We start from the raw sequence: 22,075 nt of genomic DNA on the forward strand, positions 1-22,075 counted from the left end.
GAACTATTAATGGTTCAATACTATTTAGTATATTACATTAATATTTCAGGTTAAAGTATTTACACATTTATTAATTACCTAACAATATGAAAATCGGCATATTTACAGCGTTGTTTATTCTCTTTGCTATTTATGAGAGTATAGATAAAATCTCATGGACTAATACTACTAACATTAGGGTAATAAATCACAGTGAAAAACATTTTTCTAATGTCATGTTATTTTCCATGAAGTTTGAAGACCTTAAACCTAAGGATACTTCAGCATATAAAGTTCTTGATTTCGACATTTTAAGTGACGATCCATTAATTTACTGTTCAATAGGCGATACTAATTTTGCTAGATATTTAAAAATACCCGTAGATGGTGTAAAAAAAGTATCCTACGTCATCGATAGCATTCAAAATGATATTTTATACATAAGCACAACATATGAGGAATGATTGAAGGCAGAAATTAAAATCATGATTTTAGTTTAAAAACATTTATTTACAACAAAATACACTGTATTGAATTTCAAAAAACACCCGTCAATTTTTTCAAAAATCAGATCACTCTATTAATTTGAAAGCTATTATTTAAAATTTTGAATTATCAAACAAAGAAGTATAAGTAGACCAATCAAAATGAAAAAATATCAATTAAAAACGATAATACAATAAGTAGAAAAATTTTGATTCCTTTAGCTTTTTATCAAAACAAATTTCAAACATTCCATATCCTTTCAGTTAGCTTATTTTTTTGATATCATAATATTTATATTATTCAGCAACTATTTTCCCATCTAAAAGATTAATAATTCGTGAGCCAAAAGCGGCATTGCTTTCCGAATGTGTTGCTTGAATAATGGTGACACCTTCTTTGTTTAATTCTGCAAACAACTCCATAATTTCAATGCCTTGCTTAGAGTTTAAGTTTCCGGTTGGTTCATCTGCTAAAATAAGTTTGGGTTTTGAAATTAGAGCTCTGGCTATTCCAACTAATTGCTGTTGGCCACCACTTAATTGCGATGGAAATAAATCTTTCTTCCCTACAATATTAAAGCGATCTAAAATATCTGCGACTAAAGCTTTACGCTCAGAAGATTTCACGTTTTTATAGAGTAATGGGGTTTCTATATTTTCTTGTACGGTTAATTCATCTATAAGATGATACGCCTGAAAAACAAAACCTATATATTCCTTATAGAGTTTTGTTTTATCTCTTTCTTTCATGCGATGAACGGGTTCTTCTAAAAACACGTAACCACCATCTGTGAAATTTTCGAGCATACCTATACAATTCAGTAAAGTTGATTTTCCTGAACCCGATGGCCCCATAAGAGAGATAAATTCCCCTTCTGCAACATCGAGATTTATGGTATCTAATAAGCTTATTTTTTTACCTCCAGATTTAATTATTCTAGAAGCTTGATTGAGTCTTAAAAGCATAATTTTTTAGTTTTTATTATTTTTAATTAATCAACTTTTGAAATTTTCACATCTCCAATGGTTAAGCCTTTTTCAATTGTGGCATCACCTTTATATTGTATTTCAGCTTCGCCATAAGCTGTAATTTTGATAACATTAGAAGCATTTATTTTAAACTCAGCTTCACCATAAGCGGTTATTTTAGTGGTTTTATTATCGATTGAAAACAGATTGATTTGTCCTTCCCCATAAGCCGTGATTTTTTGATTGTTGATCCTTCCTTTTTTAATTTCTAAAAAACTTTCACCATAGGTATCTACATCAAATTCATTAAAATCTACTTCATTAAAGACAATTTTAGATTCGCCATAAATTTTAAGATCGAAACTTTCTGCTTTAATGGGGCTATTAAACAAGGTAGATCCTTCCCCTTTAATAGTAAGCTCTTTTAATTTTTTGTAAGTAACAGTTATGGTTAGTATTTTACCCTTATAAATAGGGACAGACATTTTTGTACCATCTCTATCCATATTATCGGTTTTCGTTACATTTTTTGCGTCGTCTAAATAAATATGAAGCGTTTTTCCTTTAACTTTTATGTTTATTTTGTCTTCAGGGACTAAGCTTTCTTCAATGGTAACAGACTCTTCAGTGCCTTCTACAAATGTTACATGGATATGAGGACTAATTTCAGCCGAATCGAAAGCATCTACAGTTAATTTTGTTTGTGAATAGCCTAATTGCATGATGGTTATCAGACCAAGTAGTATGTAATATTTTAAATTTTTCATGATCGTTTTATTTATTTTATTATTCTGTTTTTAAACTTTTTACAGGATTTGCAATCGCGGCTTTTACAGCTTGAAAACTAACTGTTACTAGTGCAATTAGAATGGCAACTATGCCTGCAATTAGAAAGATCCACCAATTTATTTCTATGCGATACGCATAACCTTGAAGCCAATTACTCATAACGTACCATGCAATAGGAATGGAAATTAGTATAGAAAGACCAACTAGCTTTAAAAAGTCTTTCGATAATAGTTTTACAATACTAGTGACACTGGCTCCCAAAACTTTTCTCACACCTATTTCTTTACTGCGTTGTTCTGCTGTATAAGCGGCTAGACCAAAAAGTCCAAGACAGGATATTAAAATAGCAAGCAAAGCAAAGATTTGCGATAGTTTTCCAACCAGTTGCTCACTTCTAAATCTGGCATTAAAGTTTTCATCTACAAAAGTGTATTCAAAAGGAAAGGCTGGATTATTTTTTTTCATAACAGCCTCTACTTTAGATAGTATATCAGGCGTTGCGACTTCAGCATTTGTTTTCAAGTAAAAATAGCGCGCTTGATCATAATGATTATAGAAAAGCACCGGATCGCTAGTTTCGTACATATCACCATATTGAAAATCTTTTGCAACACCAACTACAGTATAGGTGTCACCTCTTGTAATTTGTTTTCCAAGAGCAGTTCCTTCTCCCATTAATTTGGCTAACGATTCCGTTACAATAACACTCGTACTGTCTTTAGCCGTATTTTCGCTAAAACCTCTACCTTCGAGTATTTCCATACCTGTTGTATTAAAGAAGCTAGAACTGATATATCTAAAAGAAATTAACACATCTTCCGTATTTGTGCCATCTGTCCATGTTAACCCAGAGCCATTATTTCCGTCAGAAAGCAAGTTCGAATTACATAAAGCAACATCTTTAACTGTTCCTGTATTTATTAGATCTTGTTTTATGGCTGTGAATTTTTCAATCATATTCCCATTGACTTTCATAGAAATTAGTTGGTCTTTTTCATAACCCAATTCTCTGTTTTTTACATGCTGAATTTGTTGATACACGAGAATGGTACTAATAATAAAAACAATAGAAATTGTAAATTGTCCCACAACCAGCCCTTTTCTAATAAATGAAGCAGAACCATGTGTTGACTTAATGCCTTTTAAAACTTCAACGGGTTTAAATGACGATAAATAGAAGGCAGGATACAAACCAGCTAAAACACCACAAGAGATCGTAATACTTAATATAAATAATATGTGCATTGGGTTTGATAGTCCTAGCACCAAGTTTTTGTCTATTAATAAATTAAATTGAGGAAGTAATATGATTAATAAAAGGATGCTAACAAATGAAGCAAGAAATGCCATAATTAAAGCTTCAGAAATAAACTGAATCATTAACCGTGATCTGCCAGATCCCATAGCTTTACGAACACCTACTTCGTTGGCACGTTTTTCACTCCTGGCTGTAGATAAATTCATGAAATTTATACAGGCTATTAATAAGATAATAAGTGCAATAATGGAGAATAAACGCACATAGGTAATTTGTCCACCTGCTTTTTTACCATCTACAAATTTGGATTTTAAATGCCAGTCATTCATGGAATGCAAAAAAGCTTGCGTATCACTGTCTTCCGTTTTTTCTGGAATGAGTTGACGGATACGAGCATCAGCCGTTTCAAAATTAGCCTCTGGTGATAGTTCGACAAAAGTATCTGAAAAATTACTGCCATATTCCATCATCCATTCTGCTCCATCTCTATAGCGTTCAAATGGTGCGACCCAATTAAATGGGAAAGTTATATTTTTAGGTAAATTTTCAATGACACCTGTAATGATATACGTATCTGTATTATTCACTTTAAGTACTTTTCCTAAAGCCTTTGTTTGCTTTCCATAAAGTTGTTCGGCGGTTTCTTGAGTAATTACAATGGCTTCTGGGTTATTAAAAGCTGTATCGGTATTACCTTCAATGAACTTTAAACTGAAAATCTTAAGAAAATCCGCATCGGCATATCTCCCCATTCTATTAATGGCATTATCACCTACAGTAAACATAAGCTCTTCGTTACTAGAACGAGTAGCTCTAACAACACCAGGAACCTCATCTTTTATGGCTTGAGCTAGTGGTCCAGGAGTAGAGTAATAGGTACGCCACTCATTATCATACTTCTGATTTGTAGGAATGATATAGACTTGATCTTGTTTGTCAAAAGAATCAAAATGAAGTTCATCTTCTACCCAAAGAAAAATTAAACTAGCACAAGTAATCCCGATGGCTAAACCAAAAATATTTAGAAAACTATAGCCTTTGTTTTTAAGTAAACTTCTAAAGGCTATTTTTATATAATTGAATATCATTATTTTTTGCTTTTATGCGTATACTAGTTATATAGTGAAGATAACGCCAAAGATGTATTCTTTTTAATGCCAAGTAGTTAGTGTTACCCTTAAATATAAAAGTGTTCGATTTTGATACACACTTTGTTCGTAATCGAACACTTTAAAATCTCAAAATAATCGGATACTACTTATTCTTTTTTATCAGCTGATAAACAATCTATTCCGAGCGTAAGGAATCCACTGGATTCGCGTTCGACGCTTGCAAGGTTTTAATACTTATAACCAATAAAGCAAAAAACAGCATGGCGCAACCACTTAATAAAAACACCCAAAAACTAATGTTTGTTTTATAAGTAAAATCTTGAAGCCAATTATTAATTCCTAACCAAGCAATTGGTGATGCAATGATAAAAGCGATTAACACTAATATTAAAAACTCTTTACATAACAAAGTGTTGATTTGTAATAATGAAGCACCTAAAACTTTACGAACACCTATTTCTTTAACACGTCGATTGGTTGTGTAAATAACGAGTCCGAGTAAGCCTAAACAACTAATTAGAATAGACAATCCTGTTGCCCAATTTAAAAGTTTAGAGACTTTACGTTCACGATTATAAAAACGTTGGATATTTTCATCTAAAAATTCAGCTCTATAATCGTCTGTTTCAGAATAAACGGATTTGTAAGTATCTTCGATTTTTGAAAGCGTTGCTTTTAAATCATCAGAAGATTCATTTTGAAAAGCCATATGAATGGCTTGAAACTGACTCCAGTCTGGTCGATGCCAATCACCTCTTAGTGCCATTGGCTTAATGTCACTTCGTAAGGATCGCTGATTAAAATCGGACATGACGCCAACAATAGGGACATTTTCATCATCTATCATGATTATTTTTCCAATGGCTTCTTCCGGACTTTTGAACCCTAAAAATGTTCTACAAGTCTCATTGATTACAAGTTCTTTTATAGTGTCATTTCTATGTCCACGGCCAGCCAATAATTCTAATTCAAAGAGTTTTAAATAATTTTTATCACCGTAGATAAATTGTAATTCAGCATTAATTTCTTTCTCACCATTATTGTATGTCATTCCAGAACTATGAATAGAAAACGAAGCAGGTGCTTGTCCTCCAATACTTATTTCTTTTATCTCTGGTATGGCTTTTAGTTTTTGGACATAAAGTTCTTTTTTAGAAATTTCACCCTCGGCTCTTGGGCTGTAAACAGAAACAATAGCATCTGTTTTAAAACCCATATCTTTATTTAGTAAATAGTTTATTTGCTTACCAACAAGTAAAGTGGCTATAATGAATACTTGAGCAATGGTAAATTGAAAAACAGTTAAAAACTTTCTCAGTTTCAGTTTCTTTTCACCGGAAGCTAAATGATTTTTTAATACCGAAACTGTGTTGAATTTCGATAATATTAAAGCGGGATAGAAACCTGACAAAAAGGTGACTACAAGTAATAAAATGATGATACCAATAATAATCAATGGCGTTTTTAAAAGTTCTAAACTTAAGCCTTCAGGTACAAAATCTGAAAATAAATGGATTAACCATTTAGACAGGATTAGGGATAGAATAGCCGAAATAAGAACCAATAAAAAAGTTTCTCCCATAAACTGACCAATGAGTTGTTTTCTAGAGCTTCCTAAAGTTTTCCGGATGCCAATTTCTTTGGCGCGTTGCGATGCTTGAGCTGTATTTAAATTGATAAAATTGATACAGCCTAAGAGTAATAAGAATAAAGCAACTAATGCTAGGTTCCATAATAGAGACAAGCTTGCTTGGCCTTTACTCCAGTCGTAAATACCATAATCTTCATTAAAATGAATATCGCTTAAAGGTTGTAATGTGAATATTTGTTCATCACCATATTTTATGGATTCCTCATCCCGATGTTCTTTTGCTAGTCCGTCTAAACGTGCTTGGATAGCAGGCAGATTAGACGACTTATTTACTTTTACAAATAATTGAGAATTAGAATTGGTATTGCTCCAATTTTTTTCTATAAAATTATCCTTCAGTCTTGTTTGTAAAAGGGTTGGTTGGGATATAAATTCTTGAAAAATAAAATCAGTTCGGTCCTTAAAATTTTCAACAATTCCAGTGACTGTCACTTGAAGAGAGTCGTTGTAAACAAGGGTTTTTCCAATAATTTCAGAAGGCGACATATTTGGAAAATAATCTTCAGCACGTTTGTCTGTAAGTATAACTTCGTTCGGGTTTGTTAAAATATTTTGATTATTCCCAGCCAGGAATTTATAGTCAAATAAATTAAAGTAATTCTGATTCGTAAATATCACAAAGTCAGGCCATTTAAATTCTAGGTCTTTTGCCTTATTTTCAACTTTTGAAGGTCTTTCAATGTAAAAACTACTGACGGTTTCAAAGTTAGAATCTTCCGCAATAGCATCTTCAAGAGCTAATGTAATTCCGGAGTTGTGGAAAAGGCCTTCAGGAGATTTAAAGTCGGTAACCACGCGATAAATACGGTCGCTATCTTTATGAAAATTATCGAATGTGGCATCGTAAAAAATCATTAGTCCGATAACAAATGATGCACTTAATCCAATGGTGAGTCCAATGATATTAATCATTGAAAACACTTTGTGTTTCATAAGATTCCTCCACGCTATTTTAAAATAATTACGGATCATGATTCGTCGTTTTAATTACTGAAACAACACTTCGACAAGCTCAGTGTGACAATTCAATACAAGTTAATTTATTCTGTTCTTAAAGAATTAATTGGATTCGCGATTGCGGCTTTTATTGCTTGAAAACTAACAGTAATTAGAGCAATTAGTAACGCCCCAATTCCCGCTAAAATAAAAACCCAAACACTAATATCAATTCGGTACGTAAAATTTTCTAACCAATTGTGCATCGCTAAATACGCTAACGGAGTTGCTATTACAAAAGCGATAATAACTAATACCACAAAATCTTTAGTTAATAGTTTTACAACAGTCTGCACACTTGCTCCTAATACTTTTCTTATGCCTATTTCTTTTTTCTTTTGTTCGGCATAATAAGAAACTAGACCAAAAAGACCTAAACAACTTATTAAGATTGCTAAAAAGGTGAAAACAGTACATATTTTACTTAGACGTTGCTCTTGGGCATAAAGATTTTCAACTTCCTTATCCACGAAAACATAAGTAAAAGGAACAGCATCAATATTTTTTTTCCAAGTTGATTCTAAATTTGATACTAATTGTTTATAATCGTCTGTTTTAAATTTTACAAATACCCAGTTCGGTTCATTGTCTAGATGTAAGAACAAAGGAACTATTTCATCTTTAAGCGTGGTAAAATGATAGTCATCTACAACGCCAACTATTGGATATTCGTAAACTACTTCATCATGAGTTTGTAGGAGTATTGTGGACAGCGCTTTATCTTCAGGAATATTAAAAGATTTTAAAGTTGCCTTGTTTACAATTATCTGATTATCATCTGTAGCATTGAAATCTCTACCTTGTAAAAGATCAATATTCATGGTGTTAAAATAATCTTTACTCACGCCATTTCTCCTAACTATGGTTAAATCTTGTGGATTCTTCCCAGGTAGAAACATGCCATTATCATTTAAAACAGTTTCAAAAGGCGCATATCTTCCACTTGAAACACTAACAACCCCTGGAATATTTAAAAAACTAGATTTAATTGCGTCGTATTTGGTTGTAACATCACTGGTTCCAGCACGTAAAGCTACCATGTTTTCTTTATTAAATCCTAAATCTTTACTTTGAGTATATTTAAATTGTTGCGTTATGATTATAACAGAAACAATAAGAGAAATTGAAATAACAAACTGAAAAACAACAAGTGCTTTTCTAAACATGCCATTGCCAGATTGAATTTGCACGGCACTTTTTAACACTTGTATCGGTTTTATAGAAGACAATATGATAGCAGGATATATGCCTGCAAGTAATCCTGTTAAAATGCTAATGGATAATAACAATATAAGGACTTTCCAATTAAAAATATTCAGATAAGAAAGAGATCCTAAAGTCAGCTCATTAACTAATGGTAACAATAAAATAGCAATAGGGATACTTATTAACATCGCTATTAATGAAAGCAATAAGGATTCGCTTAAAAACTGTCTAATCAAAGAGCCTTTTCCTGCTCCTACAACCTTTCGGACACCTATTTCTTTGGCACGTTGATTGGCTCGCGCAGTACTTAGGTTTATAAAATTGATACATGCTACCAATTGAATAAAAAAGGCCAATGCCAATAAAAAGTATAAATATTTAATATTTGAAACATTTCCAATTTGATTGTCTCTCCCTTCAGAATATAAATGAATATCTGTTATTTTTTTCAAAAAGAGTTTTTTATCAACCATTCCTGCATTTTCAAGCTGTTTTTTTCCATGCTTTTGTATAAATGAAGGAAGCTTCTCTTGTACGTTTTGTGCATCAGCATCAGGAATAAGTTTAATATAACTATAGACAAAATTATTAGTCGCAAAGTTTTGAAAAGTACTGACAAATTCGCCCATTCCAGGAGTTGTCATGCTTACAAAATAGTTGGGATTTAAATGTGATTTAGTAGATTCATCATCAAAAACACCAGTTATTGTTAAAGTTTGTGCCTCAGCGCCACTTCCCCAGATAACAGTTTTACCAACAACGCTAGTATTGCCAAATAATTTTTCAGCTAATGTTGCAGAAAGGACGGTTTGATTAGGAGCATTTAATGCGCCAATAGGACTACCTTCGATAAAATGAAACTGAAATATTTTGAAAACGGTGGAATCTGCTAAATAAGCGCGAGGTTCGTAATAACCATCAACTTCTAAAGAAGCACGTATCAGATTCACATTAAATAAATCGGTTAAAACGATTCTAGTCATTTCAGAAACCTCAGGAAAATCAGATTTTAAAGCTGGAGCAATGGGAGGAGATGTTGTGGCTGTATTAAAAGACGGTTTGTCTCCTCTGCCGTTTACAGTTTCTATGCGATAGATATTTTCAGCATGATCAAAATGTTGGTCGTAACCCGTTTGATTAAGCACATAAATTAAGATGATAAGGTAACTTACCGTTCCTATAATAAGTCCAAAAAGATTAATTCCTGTAAGCAACTTATGCTTTAGTAGATTCCTTAATGCTATTTTAAAATAATTCCGGATCATGATTATTCTGTTTTAAGTGATTTTACAGGATTAGACGTTGCTGCCTTAATAGCCTGAAAACTAACCGTAATTATGGTGATAATTAACGCTCCCAAACAAGCTACTGCAAAAATATCCCAAGAAATATTGGTTCTATAACTAAACTTTTGTAGCCATTGACTCATGATGTAATAAGCGATTGGAGACGCTATTAAAAGTGAAATAATCACCAAGATTATAAAGTCTTTAGAGAGTAACATCCATAAGTTTTTTACTGAAGCTCCAAGGATTTTACGAACACCTATTTCTTTGGTTCGTTGTTCGGCAACGAAGGCTGCTAAGCCAAAAAGACCTAAACAACTAATAAAAATGGCCAATCCTGTAAAAACTTTAGCGAGACTAGCTACGCGTTCTTCAGATCTGAATTTGTCGGCATATTCTTGATCCACAAATTGATAATCGAATGGCAAGTTTGGAAAATTGTTTTTGAATACTTTTTCTATTAATTCTAAATTCTGACTCACACTGTTTTTTGGATTGAGGCGCAAATTATAATAACTCGCATTTTCATCAGAATCAAAAACATACATGGCTTGTTTTACAGGACTATAAGGAGATTGGACAACCATGTCTTCTACAATCCCGACAATTATTAAAGGAGATTCCGGATTTTCAGTATCGGCATCTCTCATATATTTTCCTATAGGATCTTGGATTCCCATATATTTTACTGCTGTACTATTTAGAATAACAGCATTAGAATCTGATGCAAACTCACGAGAAAAACCACGTCCAGCAATTAATTTAATTCCAAGAGTTTCAATAAATTCATATGATACTGAAGTATAGGCTAAGTCTTCCTGAAAACCTTCCGGTTTTCCATCCCAAGTATAACCAGCTCTATTGGACCAAACTTCTGTTGTAGGACTACTAGATGTTGACATCTCCATGGCAGCACCAGAGGCAATAAACTGTTCTCTCATTAAATCTGCTTTACCAAGAAACTCGCTACTCATAGCGGGAATTTGAATCAGGCCTTCCTTATTATAGCCTACAGGTCTATCCTTACTAAATTGAATTTGACTCATAACAACCAAGGTGCCTATTATGAGTGCTATCGAAAACGTAAATTGTGTAACTACCAATATTTTTCTTGGAAGCGCCGCAAATTTACCGGCTTTAAAAGTTCCTTTTAAAACAGCTACTGGACTGAATGACGATAAATACAATGCTGGATAACTTCCTGCTATAAAAGCAGTAAAAAGCACAAAAAATAGTGAAGCTCCCCAAAATTGAATAGAGCTCCATGGAAATACAATAGACTTGCTTGCTAAATTATTAAAGCCATTTAAAAACAAGAGTACGATTGCAATAGCAAAAACAAATGATAAAATAACGACTAGAAAAGATTCACTTAAAAACTGAAAAATAAGTTGTCCTCTAGAAGAACCTATCGCTTTTCGGATACCAACTTCAGTAGCGCGTTTTTCTGAACGTGCTGTACTGAGGTTGATAAAATTGATACAAGCCAAAAGCAGTACAAACAATCCAATAACACCAAATAACCAAACGTTTTCAATACGCCCTCCAGTTTGAACACCATTTTCAAAATTGGAGCGCAAATGCCAATCTTTCATGGGTAATAGAAATAATTGTGGATTGAATTGCGCTTCATCTTTACCATTATTTTTTTTGACATCTTTAATTTTTGCTGTTACAGCATCCATCGTTGTATTGTCATTAATCTGAACAAATAACTGGAATGAATTATTTCCCCATTGGTCAGCAGTACCCATAAGCCAACCTTGAGTGGTTATATAATGTTTCCAAGGGATTATGAAATCCGTATCATTAAAGGAGGTATTGTCTGGTAGGGTTTCATAAACGGCAGTTACAACCAAATCATCTTGGTTATTAACCTTAATAATTTTTCCAATAGGGTTTTCTGAATCAAACAATGCTTTCGCTGTATATTCAGAAATCATGATAGAGTTTTTCTCCTTTAATCCATCTTTTATCCCAGATATAATATTTAAATTTAAAAGGTCTGGCGCTCCTTCTTGCATGAAATTACCATTTCTGTTTATGTTTTTATCGCCATATTTTAAATATCTAGAATTGGTCCATGAAGACATTACAATATGTTTAAAATTATCTTTATAACCTTCGCGTAGTGCAAATTCTAATGGTCTTGGAATGGCCGGGCCAGTTCCCTTTACACCATTAAACTCTTGGCTTTGATAAATCTGAGCTATATGAGCTTTGTCTTTAAAATAGTTATTAAAATTTAACTCGTCTACTATCCAAAGACCAATCATGATAGTGACTGCCATACCTATGGCAAGACCAGAGATATTAATAAAAGAATACACCTTATTCTTAAGAAGATTCCTTAAGGCTATTTTTAGATAATTTTTAAACATGATTGATTGTTTTTAACTGTTCGTTTTTTGATTGATTGATTGATTGATTGATTGATTGATTGATTTACTCTGATCGTAATGAGTCTACTGGATTTGATGTTGCTGCTTTAATGGCTTGAAAGCTTACAGTGATTAGGGTAATTATTAATGCTCCCAAACCTGCTATTATAAATACACCAAATGAAATGTCTGTACGATAAGTGAACTTCGTTATCCAAGTATTCATAAAATAGTAACTCAAAGGTGCTGCAATACAAAGAGCAATAATGACTAGAATAATAAAATCTTTTGAAATCAACATCCAAATACTACCAACTGTAGCTCCAAGAATTTTTCGCACGCCTATTTCCTTAATACGTTGCTCTGCTACAAAAGATGTTAAACCAAATAATCCCAAAGAACTAATTAATATAGCGAGAAGCATAAATATGCTTGAAAGGTTTGCTATACGCTTTTCTGATGCAAACATTAACGCATACTCGTCATCTACAAAACTATAACTGAATGGAAGGTTAGGAAAATTAGATTTGAAGACCTTTTCTACAGCAATAAGATTCTTCTTTGTAGATTGATTAGCGTTTAAACGCAAATGATAAAAACCACCTGTTCCTTCCCCATATATGTACATTTGCGGAAATACAGCATCATACACAGATTGGTTTATGACATCTTCAACAATACCAATAATTTGCATAGGTTCTACGTTAGGATCAATCTCACTGAAACGAATATATTTTCCAATAGGATTACTTATTCCCATGTAAGACACAGCAGACTTATTTAATATCACGGCATTTACATCTGTTGCAAACTCACGAGAAAAAGAACGTCCCTCAATTATTTCCATTTCTACAGCAGCAACATAATCATACGACACTGCCATTTGCGCAAAGCTATCATCAAAGCCTTCGGGTTTACCATCCCAATCAAATCCTGAAATTGTATTCCATATTTGGTTAGAAGGACTTGTTCCCCAAGCCATCACTTTAACTGCTCCAGAGTTTAAAAGTGCATGACGCATTAATTCATATTTACCTGAAAAATCTTGGCTTGATGTTGGAATTTGAATTAATTGCGCCTTATTAATCCCAACAGGTCTGTTTTTAGCATACTCTATTTGTTTGTTTACAATTAAAGTACCTATGATAAGTGCTATGGAAACTGTAAATTGAATAACAACAAGTACCTTTCTAGGAAGAGATGCCATTTTCCCTATTTTGAACGATCCTTTTAAAACCATAATAGGTTTAAAAGACGACAAATAAAGTGCAGGATAACTTCCAGAAATTAAAGCTACCAGAATTACAAAAACTAATGACACTGTCCAAAACAAAGCACTAGCCCAAGGAAAAACGACTGTTTTATCTGCTAATTCATTGAAAGTTGGTAGTGACACTAAAACAAAACAAATGGCGCATAAAAACGCAAGCACTACAACTAAAAACGATTCAATTAAAAATTGAATTATAAGTTGTTTACGTGTAGCACCAATCGATTTTCTTATTCCGACTTCTAAGGCGCGTTTGTAAGATCTTGCCGTGCTTAAATTCATAAAATTTATACTCGCCAAAATGAGTACAAACAATCCGATGATACCAAATAACCAAATGTTTTCAATACGTCCTCCTATTTGTAAGCCATTCTCAAAGTGAGAATGCAAATACCAATCTGACATTGGAAAAACAAATAACCTAGGATTAAACTTATCTCCTCTTGGATCATTATCTTTTTTCACATTTTCAATACGTGTATTTACAGATGCTAAATCAGTATTCTCAGCGAGCTCTACGAAAAGAAAAAAGGCGTTATAATCCCAATTGGTATCTTGATTTTCTAACCAATCCCATCGTGATGACATAAAATGCTTAAACGGCATTAAAAAATGAGTATTGGTAAAACTATTATTATTCGGAATATCTTTATACACACCTCGCACTATCATAATGTACTCATTATCCGAGGTAATAAATTTACCTAATGAACTTTCTTCTCCAAATAATGTTTGAGCAGTTGTTTCAGAGATTAGAATTGAATTAATTTCTTTGAGACCATCTTTAGTACCTTCAATCATTTCTAGACCTAATAGTTTTGGTCCATCTTCTTGCATAAACCGACCACTACCAGTTATTACTTTTTCACCAACACTCAAATACCTATCATTATTACGAGAAGACATGACGATATATTTAAAAGCATCCCCAAAATTTTCTCGTAATTGAAATTCAAGTGCTAACGGAATAGATTCATTAGAGTTAATTGTGCCATTTACCGTTTGATGTTGCATCACTTGTGCAATACTATCTTTGTTTTCAAAATAATTATTATAATTAAATTCATCTACAATCCATAGACCAATAATTATCGTTACAGCAAGTCCAAGTGCTAGTCCAAAAATATTGATAAAGGAATACACCTTATTTTTTATAAGATTTCTAAACGCTATTTTAAAATAATTTTTAAACATAGTTTTTAATAATTACTACTCGTTTTTTGATTGATTGATGGATTTACTCTGTTCGTAATGAATCTACCGGATTTGATGTTGCTGCTTTTATAGATTGGAAACTTACCGTAACAAGTGTGATTAATACTGTGATACAGCCAGATAACGCAAAAATCCACCAACTTAATTCTGTTCTATAAGCAAATTCTTGAAGCCAAGTATTCATTATATACCAAGCTGTTGGGACAGCAATGATATAGGCTAAAACCACTAATAGTATAAACTCTTTATTTAGTAAAGTCAGAATTTGAAAAATGCTTGCTCCTGTTATTTTTCTAACACCTATTTCTTTCCGTCTTTGTAAACACATGTAGGATGTTAACCCAAATAATCCCAAGGCAGCTATTAAGATGGCTAATCCTGTAAATATTTGAAATGCGATACCAAACTTATGATCTTCTGCATATTGAGCCTCGAATTTTTTATCTAAAAAGGTATAGTTTAAAATGCTGTTGGGAAAAATGGATTTGTACAATTTTTCAACCGTATCTAAACGTGTTTGCATGCCTGCTACTGAACTTGCGGGTGCGTTAAATTTTACTAAAACATTATCAAACGTTCGTTGTTCAAAAATCATAAGAGGTTGGACTTCCGTTTTTAAACCAAAATGATGATAATCTTCCATAATACCAGATATTGTGCGATTCTCTCCCCAAAATTTAACTTGTTTATCAATAATATCGTTCGGATTTTGATAACCCATTTGGCGTGCAAATGTTTCGTTAATAACAATGCTTTTTGGATTGCTGTCTGAACTTTCTCTGAAAGCTTCTCCGGCTAAAAACTGAATACCAAGAACCTTAAAATAGTTTGGTCTCGCACCATATCCGTAGAATATTTGGCGCTCGTCCACTTCTCCATTGGGATATTGAATACCTACTGATGATGACAAATTATCGTAACCATCCCCTGGATAAGTTCCTGCTCTTGTTACGTCTTCAACAAAGGATAGATTTTTAAGTTCATTTTGAAATACTGTTGCTTTTGCAGCAAATAAAGAATCTGGCATTGTTTCTAAAATTTCTCCTTTAAAGGCCATAATTTGAGAAAGTTCAACTCCTATTGGTTGTTCCTTTAAAAAATTGATTTGTTTTGCTACAACCAAAGTGCCAATAATGAGGATTATTGTTGCAAAAAACTGAAGGGTTATTAGTCCTTTTCGAATATTAAACCGTTTTGATGAGGTGCTAATTTTTCCTTTAAGCGCTTTAATAGGAGAAAAATTACTTAAAATAAGTGCTGGATAAAAGCCTGATAAAAGACTACCAATTAGCATTATGCCTGCAAACGGAAGTAATGTTTTTATATTTGCTATTCCTAAAACTAAAGATTTCCCGACAAAACTGTTAAAGATTGGTAATAGTACGATTACCAAAAATATGGCAACGATAAAAGCGATGACAAATAAGCAAAAAGACTCAATTAAAGATTGTGCTATTAATTGCGAACGTTTTGCGCCTGCTACTTTTCTAATACCAACCTCTCGAGACCTTTCTAATGATTTTACAGTTGACAGATTAATGTAATTTAACCACGATAGAATTAAAATAATGATCGCAATAACCGATAAAAATTGAACACGACTATTGCTACCGTTGGCTTCAGCTTCGTAAGGCTTATCTGAATGCAAATGGATGTCGGTTAAACGTTCAATATTATGCCTTTCATCTGGATCATTTTCAATATCTAAATTGATTATTTTTTGCTGAAGTGCTTCAAAATCGGTGTTTTTGTTGACTTTTAAATAGGTGAAAAAGTTATTCTGATTCCAATTCAATTCTTTTTGACTGCTTAAGGCATCCCAAGTTTTCGTGGTTTCATAAGAAATTAAATAATTAAGTTTCATATGAGTCGTTTCAGGCATGTCTGGCATAACACCAACCACTTTCAACAAGGCTTCAGATACATAAAAAATAGAAATGGTTTTAGAAATTGGATTGTCTTCACCAAAAAGCTTCTTTGCTAAACTTTCAGATAAGATTATCGTATTAGGTTTCTTAAAATCAGTCGTGCTTCCTTTTAATAATGGAGTATCAAAAACATCAAAATATGAAGCGTCTGCGAGAGCACCACTTGGTTGTTCAATAACCTTATTCTTGAAAACAAACGTGGATTTTTCTAATCTATAAAGCCTCACATTGTCGAGAACTTCAGGAAATTCTTTCTCAAGTGTAGGTCCTGTTAAATTATAAGTTTGTGCATCGCCAGGTTCAAAATTCTCACCTTTTATATAATCCATGTAAACTCTGTACACCTGGTCTGAACCATCAAATGCATCATAGCTTTTTTCGTAACTTACATAAAGCGATATAATTATAAAAGAAGCAATTCCTAAAGACAGACCTATAATATTAATAAAAGAATAAAGGGTATTCTTGATTAAATATCTAAAGGCTATTTTTAAATAAAGGAGATTCATAATTTATTTCTTTTATAATGAATGGTGTTATTCGTAATTACATTAAAATATTCTCGGTCACTTTTTGCCCGTCTAACATGCGAATAATACGGTGACTGTATTTAGCATCATGTTCACTATGTGTAACCATAATTATAGTCGTTCCAGCTTCGTTTAGATCTATTAGTAAATCCATAACTTCATTTCCATTAGTGCTATCAAGATTTCCTGTAGGCTCATCGGCTAGAATTAATTTTGGATTGTTAACTACGGCACGAGCAACAGCTACACGTTGTTGTTGTCCTCCAGATAATTGTTGAGGAAAGTGGTTACGTCTGTGCATAATTTGCATTTTCTCTAAAACTTCTTCAACACGTTTTACACGTTCTGCAGGTTTTACTCCGGTATAAATTAATGGTAATTCTACGTTTTCAAAAACAGTAAGCTCATCGATGAGGTTAAAACTTTGAAAAACAAATCCGACATTGTGTTTACGAAGTTCAGAGCGTTTACGTTCATTATAACCTGCAACTTCTTCCCCATTAAATTTGAAACTTCCACCATCAGGATCGTCTAGTAAGCCAATAATATTTAATAGTGTTGATTTCCCACATCCTGAAGGCCCCATAATGGCAACAAATTCGCCTTTTTTAACCTCAAAGGATAGTTTGTTTAATGCGATGGTTTGTACTTCTTCAGTTCTGTAAAATTTCTCTAAATCGGTTATTTGTATCATTTTGTGTATTTTTTTAATTGACTCTTTTATTTTATTATTAATTCTTCTGTATCTCCGTAGCTATCATAGCTAGAAGTAATGACTTTATCTCCAGGATTTAACCCTTCAAGAACTTCATAGTATTCTGTGTTTTGACTTCCTAATTTGATATTTACTTTATAAGCGGTGCTGCCATCTTCACTCACTTTAAAAATCCAGTTCCCTCCAGTTTTTTGAAAAAAGCCACCTTTAGAAACTAATAATGCTTCTTTTTCTGCACTTAAAGCAACTCGTATTTGAAGATTTTGACCGCGACGAATCCCTTCAGGAACATCTCCCTCGAACTTCATATCTACTTGAAATCTACCATTGTTTACTTGCGTAAATACCTTTTTAATAGCTAAGGTGTATTGCTTATTATTAAATGTGAAGGTTCCCGTTTGCCCGTTATATATTCTAGAAATATAATGTTCGTCTATATCTACTCTAACTTTATAACCACTCAACACATCTACTTGCCCTAGACGCATACCTTTATCTATAGATTGTCCTATTTCAGCATCTAAGGACGTTAATTGCCCATCAATAGGTGCACGAACAACTAAATCACCTACTTTTTTACGCATTAATTCCAAAGCACTTTGCGTTCTAGCATAGGAATTTTTAGCCTGATTGACTTCCAGAAGTGAAGAGATTGTATCTTCAGACAACACCTGTTTAGATAATTTCATGCGCTCCTTTTGATAATCGTAATTATTTTTTGAAGACTCATAATCCATTCTCCCAATAACGCCTTTGTCGTATAAACGTTTATTTAAAGTATAGACGCGATCCGCTTCAATAAGGTCACTTTCCACATCTGTAAACTGATTTTGTCTATTAATGGTGTTTTGACGAGCTGCATTTTGAGAAATCTGCATCTGTGTCAATAAATTGTAAACGGATGTTTCTTGATTAACAAGACTCAACTCTAAGTCTGTATTCGATAATCTCAAAATAGGTTCGCCTTGCTTTAAAATGGCACCATCCTCAACAAATTTTTCTTCAACACGTCCACCTTCCAAAGCATCCAAATAAATGGTAGTTATCGGAAGCACAATCCCATTTACTGGAATGTTTTCTTGAAACACATCTTGAGCCACTATATTTATGGAAATACGTTCTTTTTCTATATTTAATTTAGAACCACCCGAAGTTTGCAGAATTACATATAGTATTAAGGCCACAATTGCGATAATGGCGGCAATAAGTCCGAGCTTTTGGTTTGAGAATTTTTTCTTTTGTATTGGAACGTCCATTTTTGAATTATTAATTACACGTTATCATTAGAGAAGATAATGCCATAAATTTAAGTGTCTAAAATTCAGACAACTAACTATACGTTCGTTTTTAAAAGTGTCCGCTTTTGATACACTTTATGTTCGAAAACGCACACTTTTTAGAGTATAATTAATTTTGGTTTTGGAAACTTAAGAAGCTGAATTTAAAATTGTAATATTGTAATCATGATATTAAAAAACGCGACAATATTAGTTATAGATGATGATGCTGATGTACTTACAGCGTTGAGACTTCTTTTAAAACCGTTGGTTAAAGAGGTTGTAACGGAAAAAAATCCAAGTAATATTTCATCTCAAATTGAACGGACTACATACGACATTATTATTTTAGACATGAATTTTAATGGGCTCGTTAATTCTGGAAATGAAGGTATTTTCTGGCTGAATAGAATTCAGAAACAGCGTCCAGAAACGTCGGTTATATTAATGACTGCTTATGCAGATATTGATTTGGCCATAAAAGGACTTAAAGAAGGTGCCGCAGACTTTTTAATGAAGCCTTGGAAGAATGAAAAGATTGTCGATACTATTACAACCATCCTGAATAATAAAACAGCCAAGACTACTAAATCAAGTCCATTAAATTCAAATACCGTTGAAATAGTTGGGAACAGCGACATCATGAACGATGTGTTTGTAAAGCTAAAAAAAGTTGCACCAACAGATGCTAACGTTCTTGTGCTAGGCGAAAATGGAACTGGTAAAGATTTAATTGCTCGAGCGCTACACGATAATTCCAACAGGAGAAACAACCCATTTATAAAAGTAGATGTTGGTGCTCTAACAGAGTCCTTATTTGAAAGTGAATTGTTTGGTTACAAAAAAGGTGCATTTACAGATGCGCGAGAAGATAGAAAAGGACGTTTTGAAGCTGCAAATGGCGGAACCCTTTTTCTTGATGAAATTGGAAATATAAGTCTCAATCAGCAAGTCCGATTATTGACTGTACTCCAAAACAGACAAGTAACGCCTTTAGGCTCTAATGAACCTATAGCACTTGACATCAGGTTAATTTGTGCGACTAACCTTGCGCCTGAAACATTGGCGGACGAAAAAAAATTCAGAAAAGATTTAATATATAGAATTAATACCGTCGATATTACAGTGCCGCCTTTAAGAAATCGCGGGACAGATATCACAGAATTGGCGCACTATTTTGTTTCGCTTTATGTCGAAAAATACAATAAAAACCCATTCACTTTTGATGCCGGTTTTATTTCCAAACTAAAAAAACATGACTTTCCAGGGAATGTTAGAGAGCTTCAATATGTTCTTGAACGTGCAGTAATTATGACCGATGGTAATGTTTTAAAACCTGAAGATTTAGTATTTTCATCTATTGAACATTCAAATACTACAATTAATGTTGCTACTAAAAGCTTAAATCTAGATGAATTGGAAAAAAATGCCATTTTAACAGTTCTAGAAAAGAACAAAGGGAACGTTTCAAAATCAGCCAAAGAATTAGGTATTACCAGAGCTGCACTGTATAGAAGATTGGAAAAGTATGAATTATAGAGTCTACATATTTAAACTTTTCTTTAGAATTTTAATTCTCGTTGGTTTACTCCTAGGATTAAAGTATACGGTATCTATCGATAGCACTTCCTTATCAGTAGGATTAAGTATTGTAATATTTTATGTTTGCGCAAACACCTATACTTTTGTAAAACGTCGTTTTGTTGTGATGGACGATTTTTTTGAAGCCGTTAAATATCGTGATTTTTCAAGATGGTTTCCAGAAGATAGAGGACCAAAAGATATTCGTTTTCTTTATAAAGGTTTTAACGAAATAAATAAAACAATAAAAGAAATCAACTCCCAAAATCAAGCACAATACGTATACCTTCAGAAGATTTTGGAAATGGTAGATATTGGTATTATTGCGTATAATCTCGAAACTGGAGATGTACTTTGGAGCAATGATTCGTTTAGTGAAACACTTGATGTACCGTCTTTTAAAAACGTGCGTTTCGTTGAAAATAGAAAACCAGAATTGTTTAATACCATTTTCGAAACCTACCATAGAGAACCCGACTCTATTTCTATAGCACTTCAAAATGAAAGTATAAAAATATTGATTTCTGATACCGTTTTTCAGGTGAAAGAAGAGGCGTTTAAATTGATTGTAATTCAAAATATTGATGATACTTTAAATAAAAATGAATCTGAATCATGGAAAAAATTATTGAGTGTGATGACTCATGAAATCATGAATTCCATTACCCCAATTTCGTCTTTAGCAGATACACTTCAACGAAATCTACAAGTGGCCATAGAACAGCCAAAAGAATCTCATTTAGATTTAGAAGATATAAATTCCGGTATAAAAACAATTAAAAACAGAAGTGAAGGACTTTTAAAATTCGCAAAAACGTATAGAAGTTTGAGTAAAGTCACGCATTTAAATTTACAAAGAGTAAAAGTTTCAGAGCTTTTTGGCACCATTCAATTACTGATGGAACCCTCTATAAAAGCTAAAAATATAAGTATTGAATTCAATAGTTCTGTCCCAAAATTAGAATTGGATATAGATACGCATTTAATAGAACAAGTGCTTATAAACCTAATATTGAATGCTGTTGATGCGTGTAAAGACCAAACAGCTCCTGAAATTAAAATTTCAGCATCGCAAAGTCCTAATAGAGATATTGTACTTAAAGTGTATGATAATGGTTCAGGGATTCCTAAAGATATTTTAGAAAATATATTTATTCCTTTTTTTACAAGTAAAACAACTGGTAGCGGTATAGGTTTAAGTCTGTGTAAACAAATTATGTTACTCCACAAAGGACGGATTATTGTAAAAAGTGTTGAGGGAGAAGGTTCTGTTTTTAGTCTTATTTTTTAAGGTTTAAAACTAATCATGTCCTAAATATTATTATATGTTCATTTTTTTCATTGATAAAAAAGATCCTTCGACTTCGCTCTGGATAAACCAAGCCAAAAAAAATCTAGACTTACGAACTTTTGTCTAAACGTCATGCTGAACTCGTTTCAGCATCTC

General features: G+C 32.8%; 13 protein-coding genes. 3 read left to right on the forward strand and 10 right to left on the reverse strand.

What is annotated here, in order from left to right; all coding sequences use genetic code 11:
* Window positions 1-86 precede the first annotated feature (86 nt).
* A complete protein-coding gene (locus R6X41_RS15220; RefSeq protein ID WP_318501205.1) occupies window positions 87-443 on the forward strand; it encodes a hypothetical protein in 357 nt (118 codons plus the stop codon).
* Window positions 444-761: 318 nt separating this feature from the next.
* On the opposite strand, the gene R6X41_RS15225 is transcribed toward R6X41_RS15220, so the two are convergent.
* The 10 genes from R6X41_RS15225 to R6X41_RS15270 form a co-directional block, all read right to left on the reverse strand.
* Window positions 762-1,430, reverse strand: a complete 669-nt coding sequence (locus R6X41_RS15225) for an ABC transporter ATP-binding protein (RefSeq protein ID WP_318501206.1) — start codon at window positions 1,428-1,430, stop codon at window positions 762-764.
* A gap of 26 nt (window positions 1,431-1,456) precedes the next feature.
* Window positions 1,457-2,200, reverse strand: a complete 744-nt coding sequence (locus R6X41_RS15230; RefSeq protein ID WP_318501207.1) for a head GIN domain-containing protein — start codon at window positions 2,198-2,200, stop codon at window positions 1,457-1,459.
* A gap of 19 nt (window positions 2,201-2,219) precedes the next feature.
* On the reverse strand, window positions 2,220-4,568 hold the full coding sequence (locus tag R6X41_RS15235; protein WP_318501208.1) for an ABC transporter permease: 2,349 nt from the start codon (window positions 4,566-4,568) through the stop codon (window positions 2,220-2,222).
* 199 nt (window positions 4,569-4,767) lie between these two features.
* Window positions 4,768-7,215, reverse strand: coding sequence for an ABC transporter permease (locus R6X41_RS15240; protein WP_412176273.1), 2,448 nt, complete (start codon window positions 7,213-7,215; stop codon window positions 4,768-4,770).
* 68 nt (window positions 7,216-7,283) lie between these two features.
* Window positions 7,284-9,710 carry an ABC transporter permease gene (locus R6X41_RS15245; protein ID WP_318501210.1) on the reverse strand — a complete coding sequence of 809 codons (2,427 nt, stop codon included), beginning with the start codon at window positions 9,708-9,710 and terminating at the stop codon, window positions 7,284-7,286.
* 2 nt (window positions 9,711-9,712) lie between these two features.
* Complete coding sequence (locus tag R6X41_RS15250) at window positions 9,713-12,112, reverse strand: ABC transporter permease (RefSeq protein WP_318501211.1); 2,400 nt, start codon at window positions 12,110-12,112, stop codon at window positions 9,713-9,715.
* Window positions 12,113-12,176: 64 nt separating this feature from the next.
* A complete protein-coding gene (locus R6X41_RS15255; RefSeq protein ID WP_318501212.1) occupies window positions 12,177-14,576 on the reverse strand; it encodes an ABC transporter permease in 2,400 nt (799 codons plus the stop codon).
* A 43-nt stretch (window positions 14,577-14,619) separates the two neighbouring features.
* Window positions 14,620-17,034: an ABC transporter permease gene (locus tag R6X41_RS15260; RefSeq protein WP_318501213.1), complete on the reverse strand. Its 2,415-nt coding sequence runs from the start codon at window positions 17,032-17,034 to the stop codon at window positions 14,620-14,622.
* A gap of 37 nt (window positions 17,035-17,071) precedes the next feature.
* Entirely contained in the window at window positions 17,072-17,749 is a 678-nt protein-coding gene (locus tag R6X41_RS15265) for an ABC transporter ATP-binding protein (protein WP_318501214.1), read from the reverse strand.
* A gap of 26 nt (window positions 17,750-17,775) precedes the next feature.
* The gene (locus tag R6X41_RS15270) at window positions 17,776-19,026 is read right to left on the reverse strand and encodes an efflux RND transporter periplasmic adaptor subunit (protein WP_318501215.1); all 1,251 of its coding nucleotides are present in this window, start codon (window positions 19,024-19,026) and stop codon (window positions 17,776-17,778) included.
* 207 nt (window positions 19,027-19,233) lie between these two features.
* Here R6X41_RS15270 and R6X41_RS15275 point away from each other — a divergent pair, with 207 nt between their 5' ends.
* Both R6X41_RS15275 and R6X41_RS15280 read left to right on the forward strand, forming a co-directional pair.
* Window positions 19,234-20,586: a sigma-54-dependent transcriptional regulator gene (locus R6X41_RS15275; protein WP_318501216.1), complete on the forward strand. Its 1,353-nt coding sequence runs from the start codon at window positions 19,234-19,236 to the stop codon at window positions 20,584-20,586.
* Window positions 20,576-21,919: a sensor histidine kinase gene (locus R6X41_RS15280; RefSeq protein WP_318501217.1), complete on the forward strand. Its 1,344-nt coding sequence runs from the start codon at window positions 20,576-20,578 to the stop codon at window positions 21,917-21,919. The genes R6X41_RS15275 and R6X41_RS15280 overlap by 11 nt, the downstream gene beginning before the upstream one ends.
* The last annotated feature ends 156 nt before the right edge of the window (window positions 21,920-22,075 follow it).

Origin of the sequence: Formosa sejongensis, from assembly GCF_033447105.1 — a bacterium.
Lineage (GTDB): Bacteria > Bacteroidota > Bacteroidia > Flavobacteriales > Flavobacteriaceae > Formosa.

What these genes read in the sequence shown, in the direction of transcription:
- R6X41_RS15220 (WP_318501205.1), top strand. Translation starts at nt 87, where the DNA reads ATGAAAATCGGCATATTTACAGCGTTGTTTATTCTCTTTGCTATTTAT.
- R6X41_RS15225 (WP_318501206.1), bottom strand. Translation starts at nt 1,430, where the DNA reads ATGCTTTTAAGACTCAATCAAGCTTCTAGAATAATTAAATCTGGAGGT.
- R6X41_RS15230 (WP_318501207.1), bottom strand. Translation starts at nt 2,200, where the DNA reads ATGAAAAATTTAAAATATTACATACTACTTGGTCTGATAACCATCATG.
- R6X41_RS15235 (WP_318501208.1), bottom strand. Translation starts at nt 4,568, where the DNA reads ATGATATTCAATTATATAAAAATAGCCTTTAGAAGTTTACTTAAAAAC.
- R6X41_RS15240 (WP_412176273.1), bottom strand. Translation starts at nt 7,215, where the DNA reads ATGATCCGTAATTATTTTAAAATAGCGTGGAGGAATCTTATGAAACAC.
- R6X41_RS15245 (WP_318501210.1), bottom strand. Translation starts at nt 9,710, where the DNA reads ATGATCCGGAATTATTTTAAAATAGCATTAAGGAATCTACTAAAGCAT.
- R6X41_RS15250 (WP_318501211.1), bottom strand. Translation starts at nt 12,112, where the DNA reads ATGTTTAAAAATTATCTAAAAATAGCCTTAAGGAATCTTCTTAAGAAT.
- R6X41_RS15255 (WP_318501212.1), bottom strand. Translation starts at nt 14,576, where the DNA reads ATGTTTAAAAATTATTTTAAAATAGCGTTTAGAAATCTTATAAAAAAT.
- R6X41_RS15260 (WP_318501213.1), bottom strand. Translation starts at nt 17,034, where the DNA reads ATGAATCTCCTTTATTTAAAAATAGCCTTTAGATATTTAATCAAGAAT.
- R6X41_RS15265 (WP_318501214.1), bottom strand. Translation starts at nt 17,749, where the DNA reads ATGATACAAATAACCGATTTAGAGAAATTTTACAGAACTGAAGAAGTA.
- R6X41_RS15270 (WP_318501215.1), bottom strand. Translation starts at nt 19,026, where the DNA reads ATGGACGTTCCAATACAAAAGAAAAAATTCTCAAACCAAAAGCTCGGA.
- R6X41_RS15275 (WP_318501216.1), top strand. Translation starts at nt 19,234, where the DNA reads ATGATATTAAAAAACGCGACAATATTAGTTATAGATGATGATGCTGAT.
- R6X41_RS15280 (WP_318501217.1), top strand. Translation starts at nt 20,576, where the DNA reads ATGAATTATAGAGTCTACATATTTAAACTTTTCTTTAGAATTTTAATT.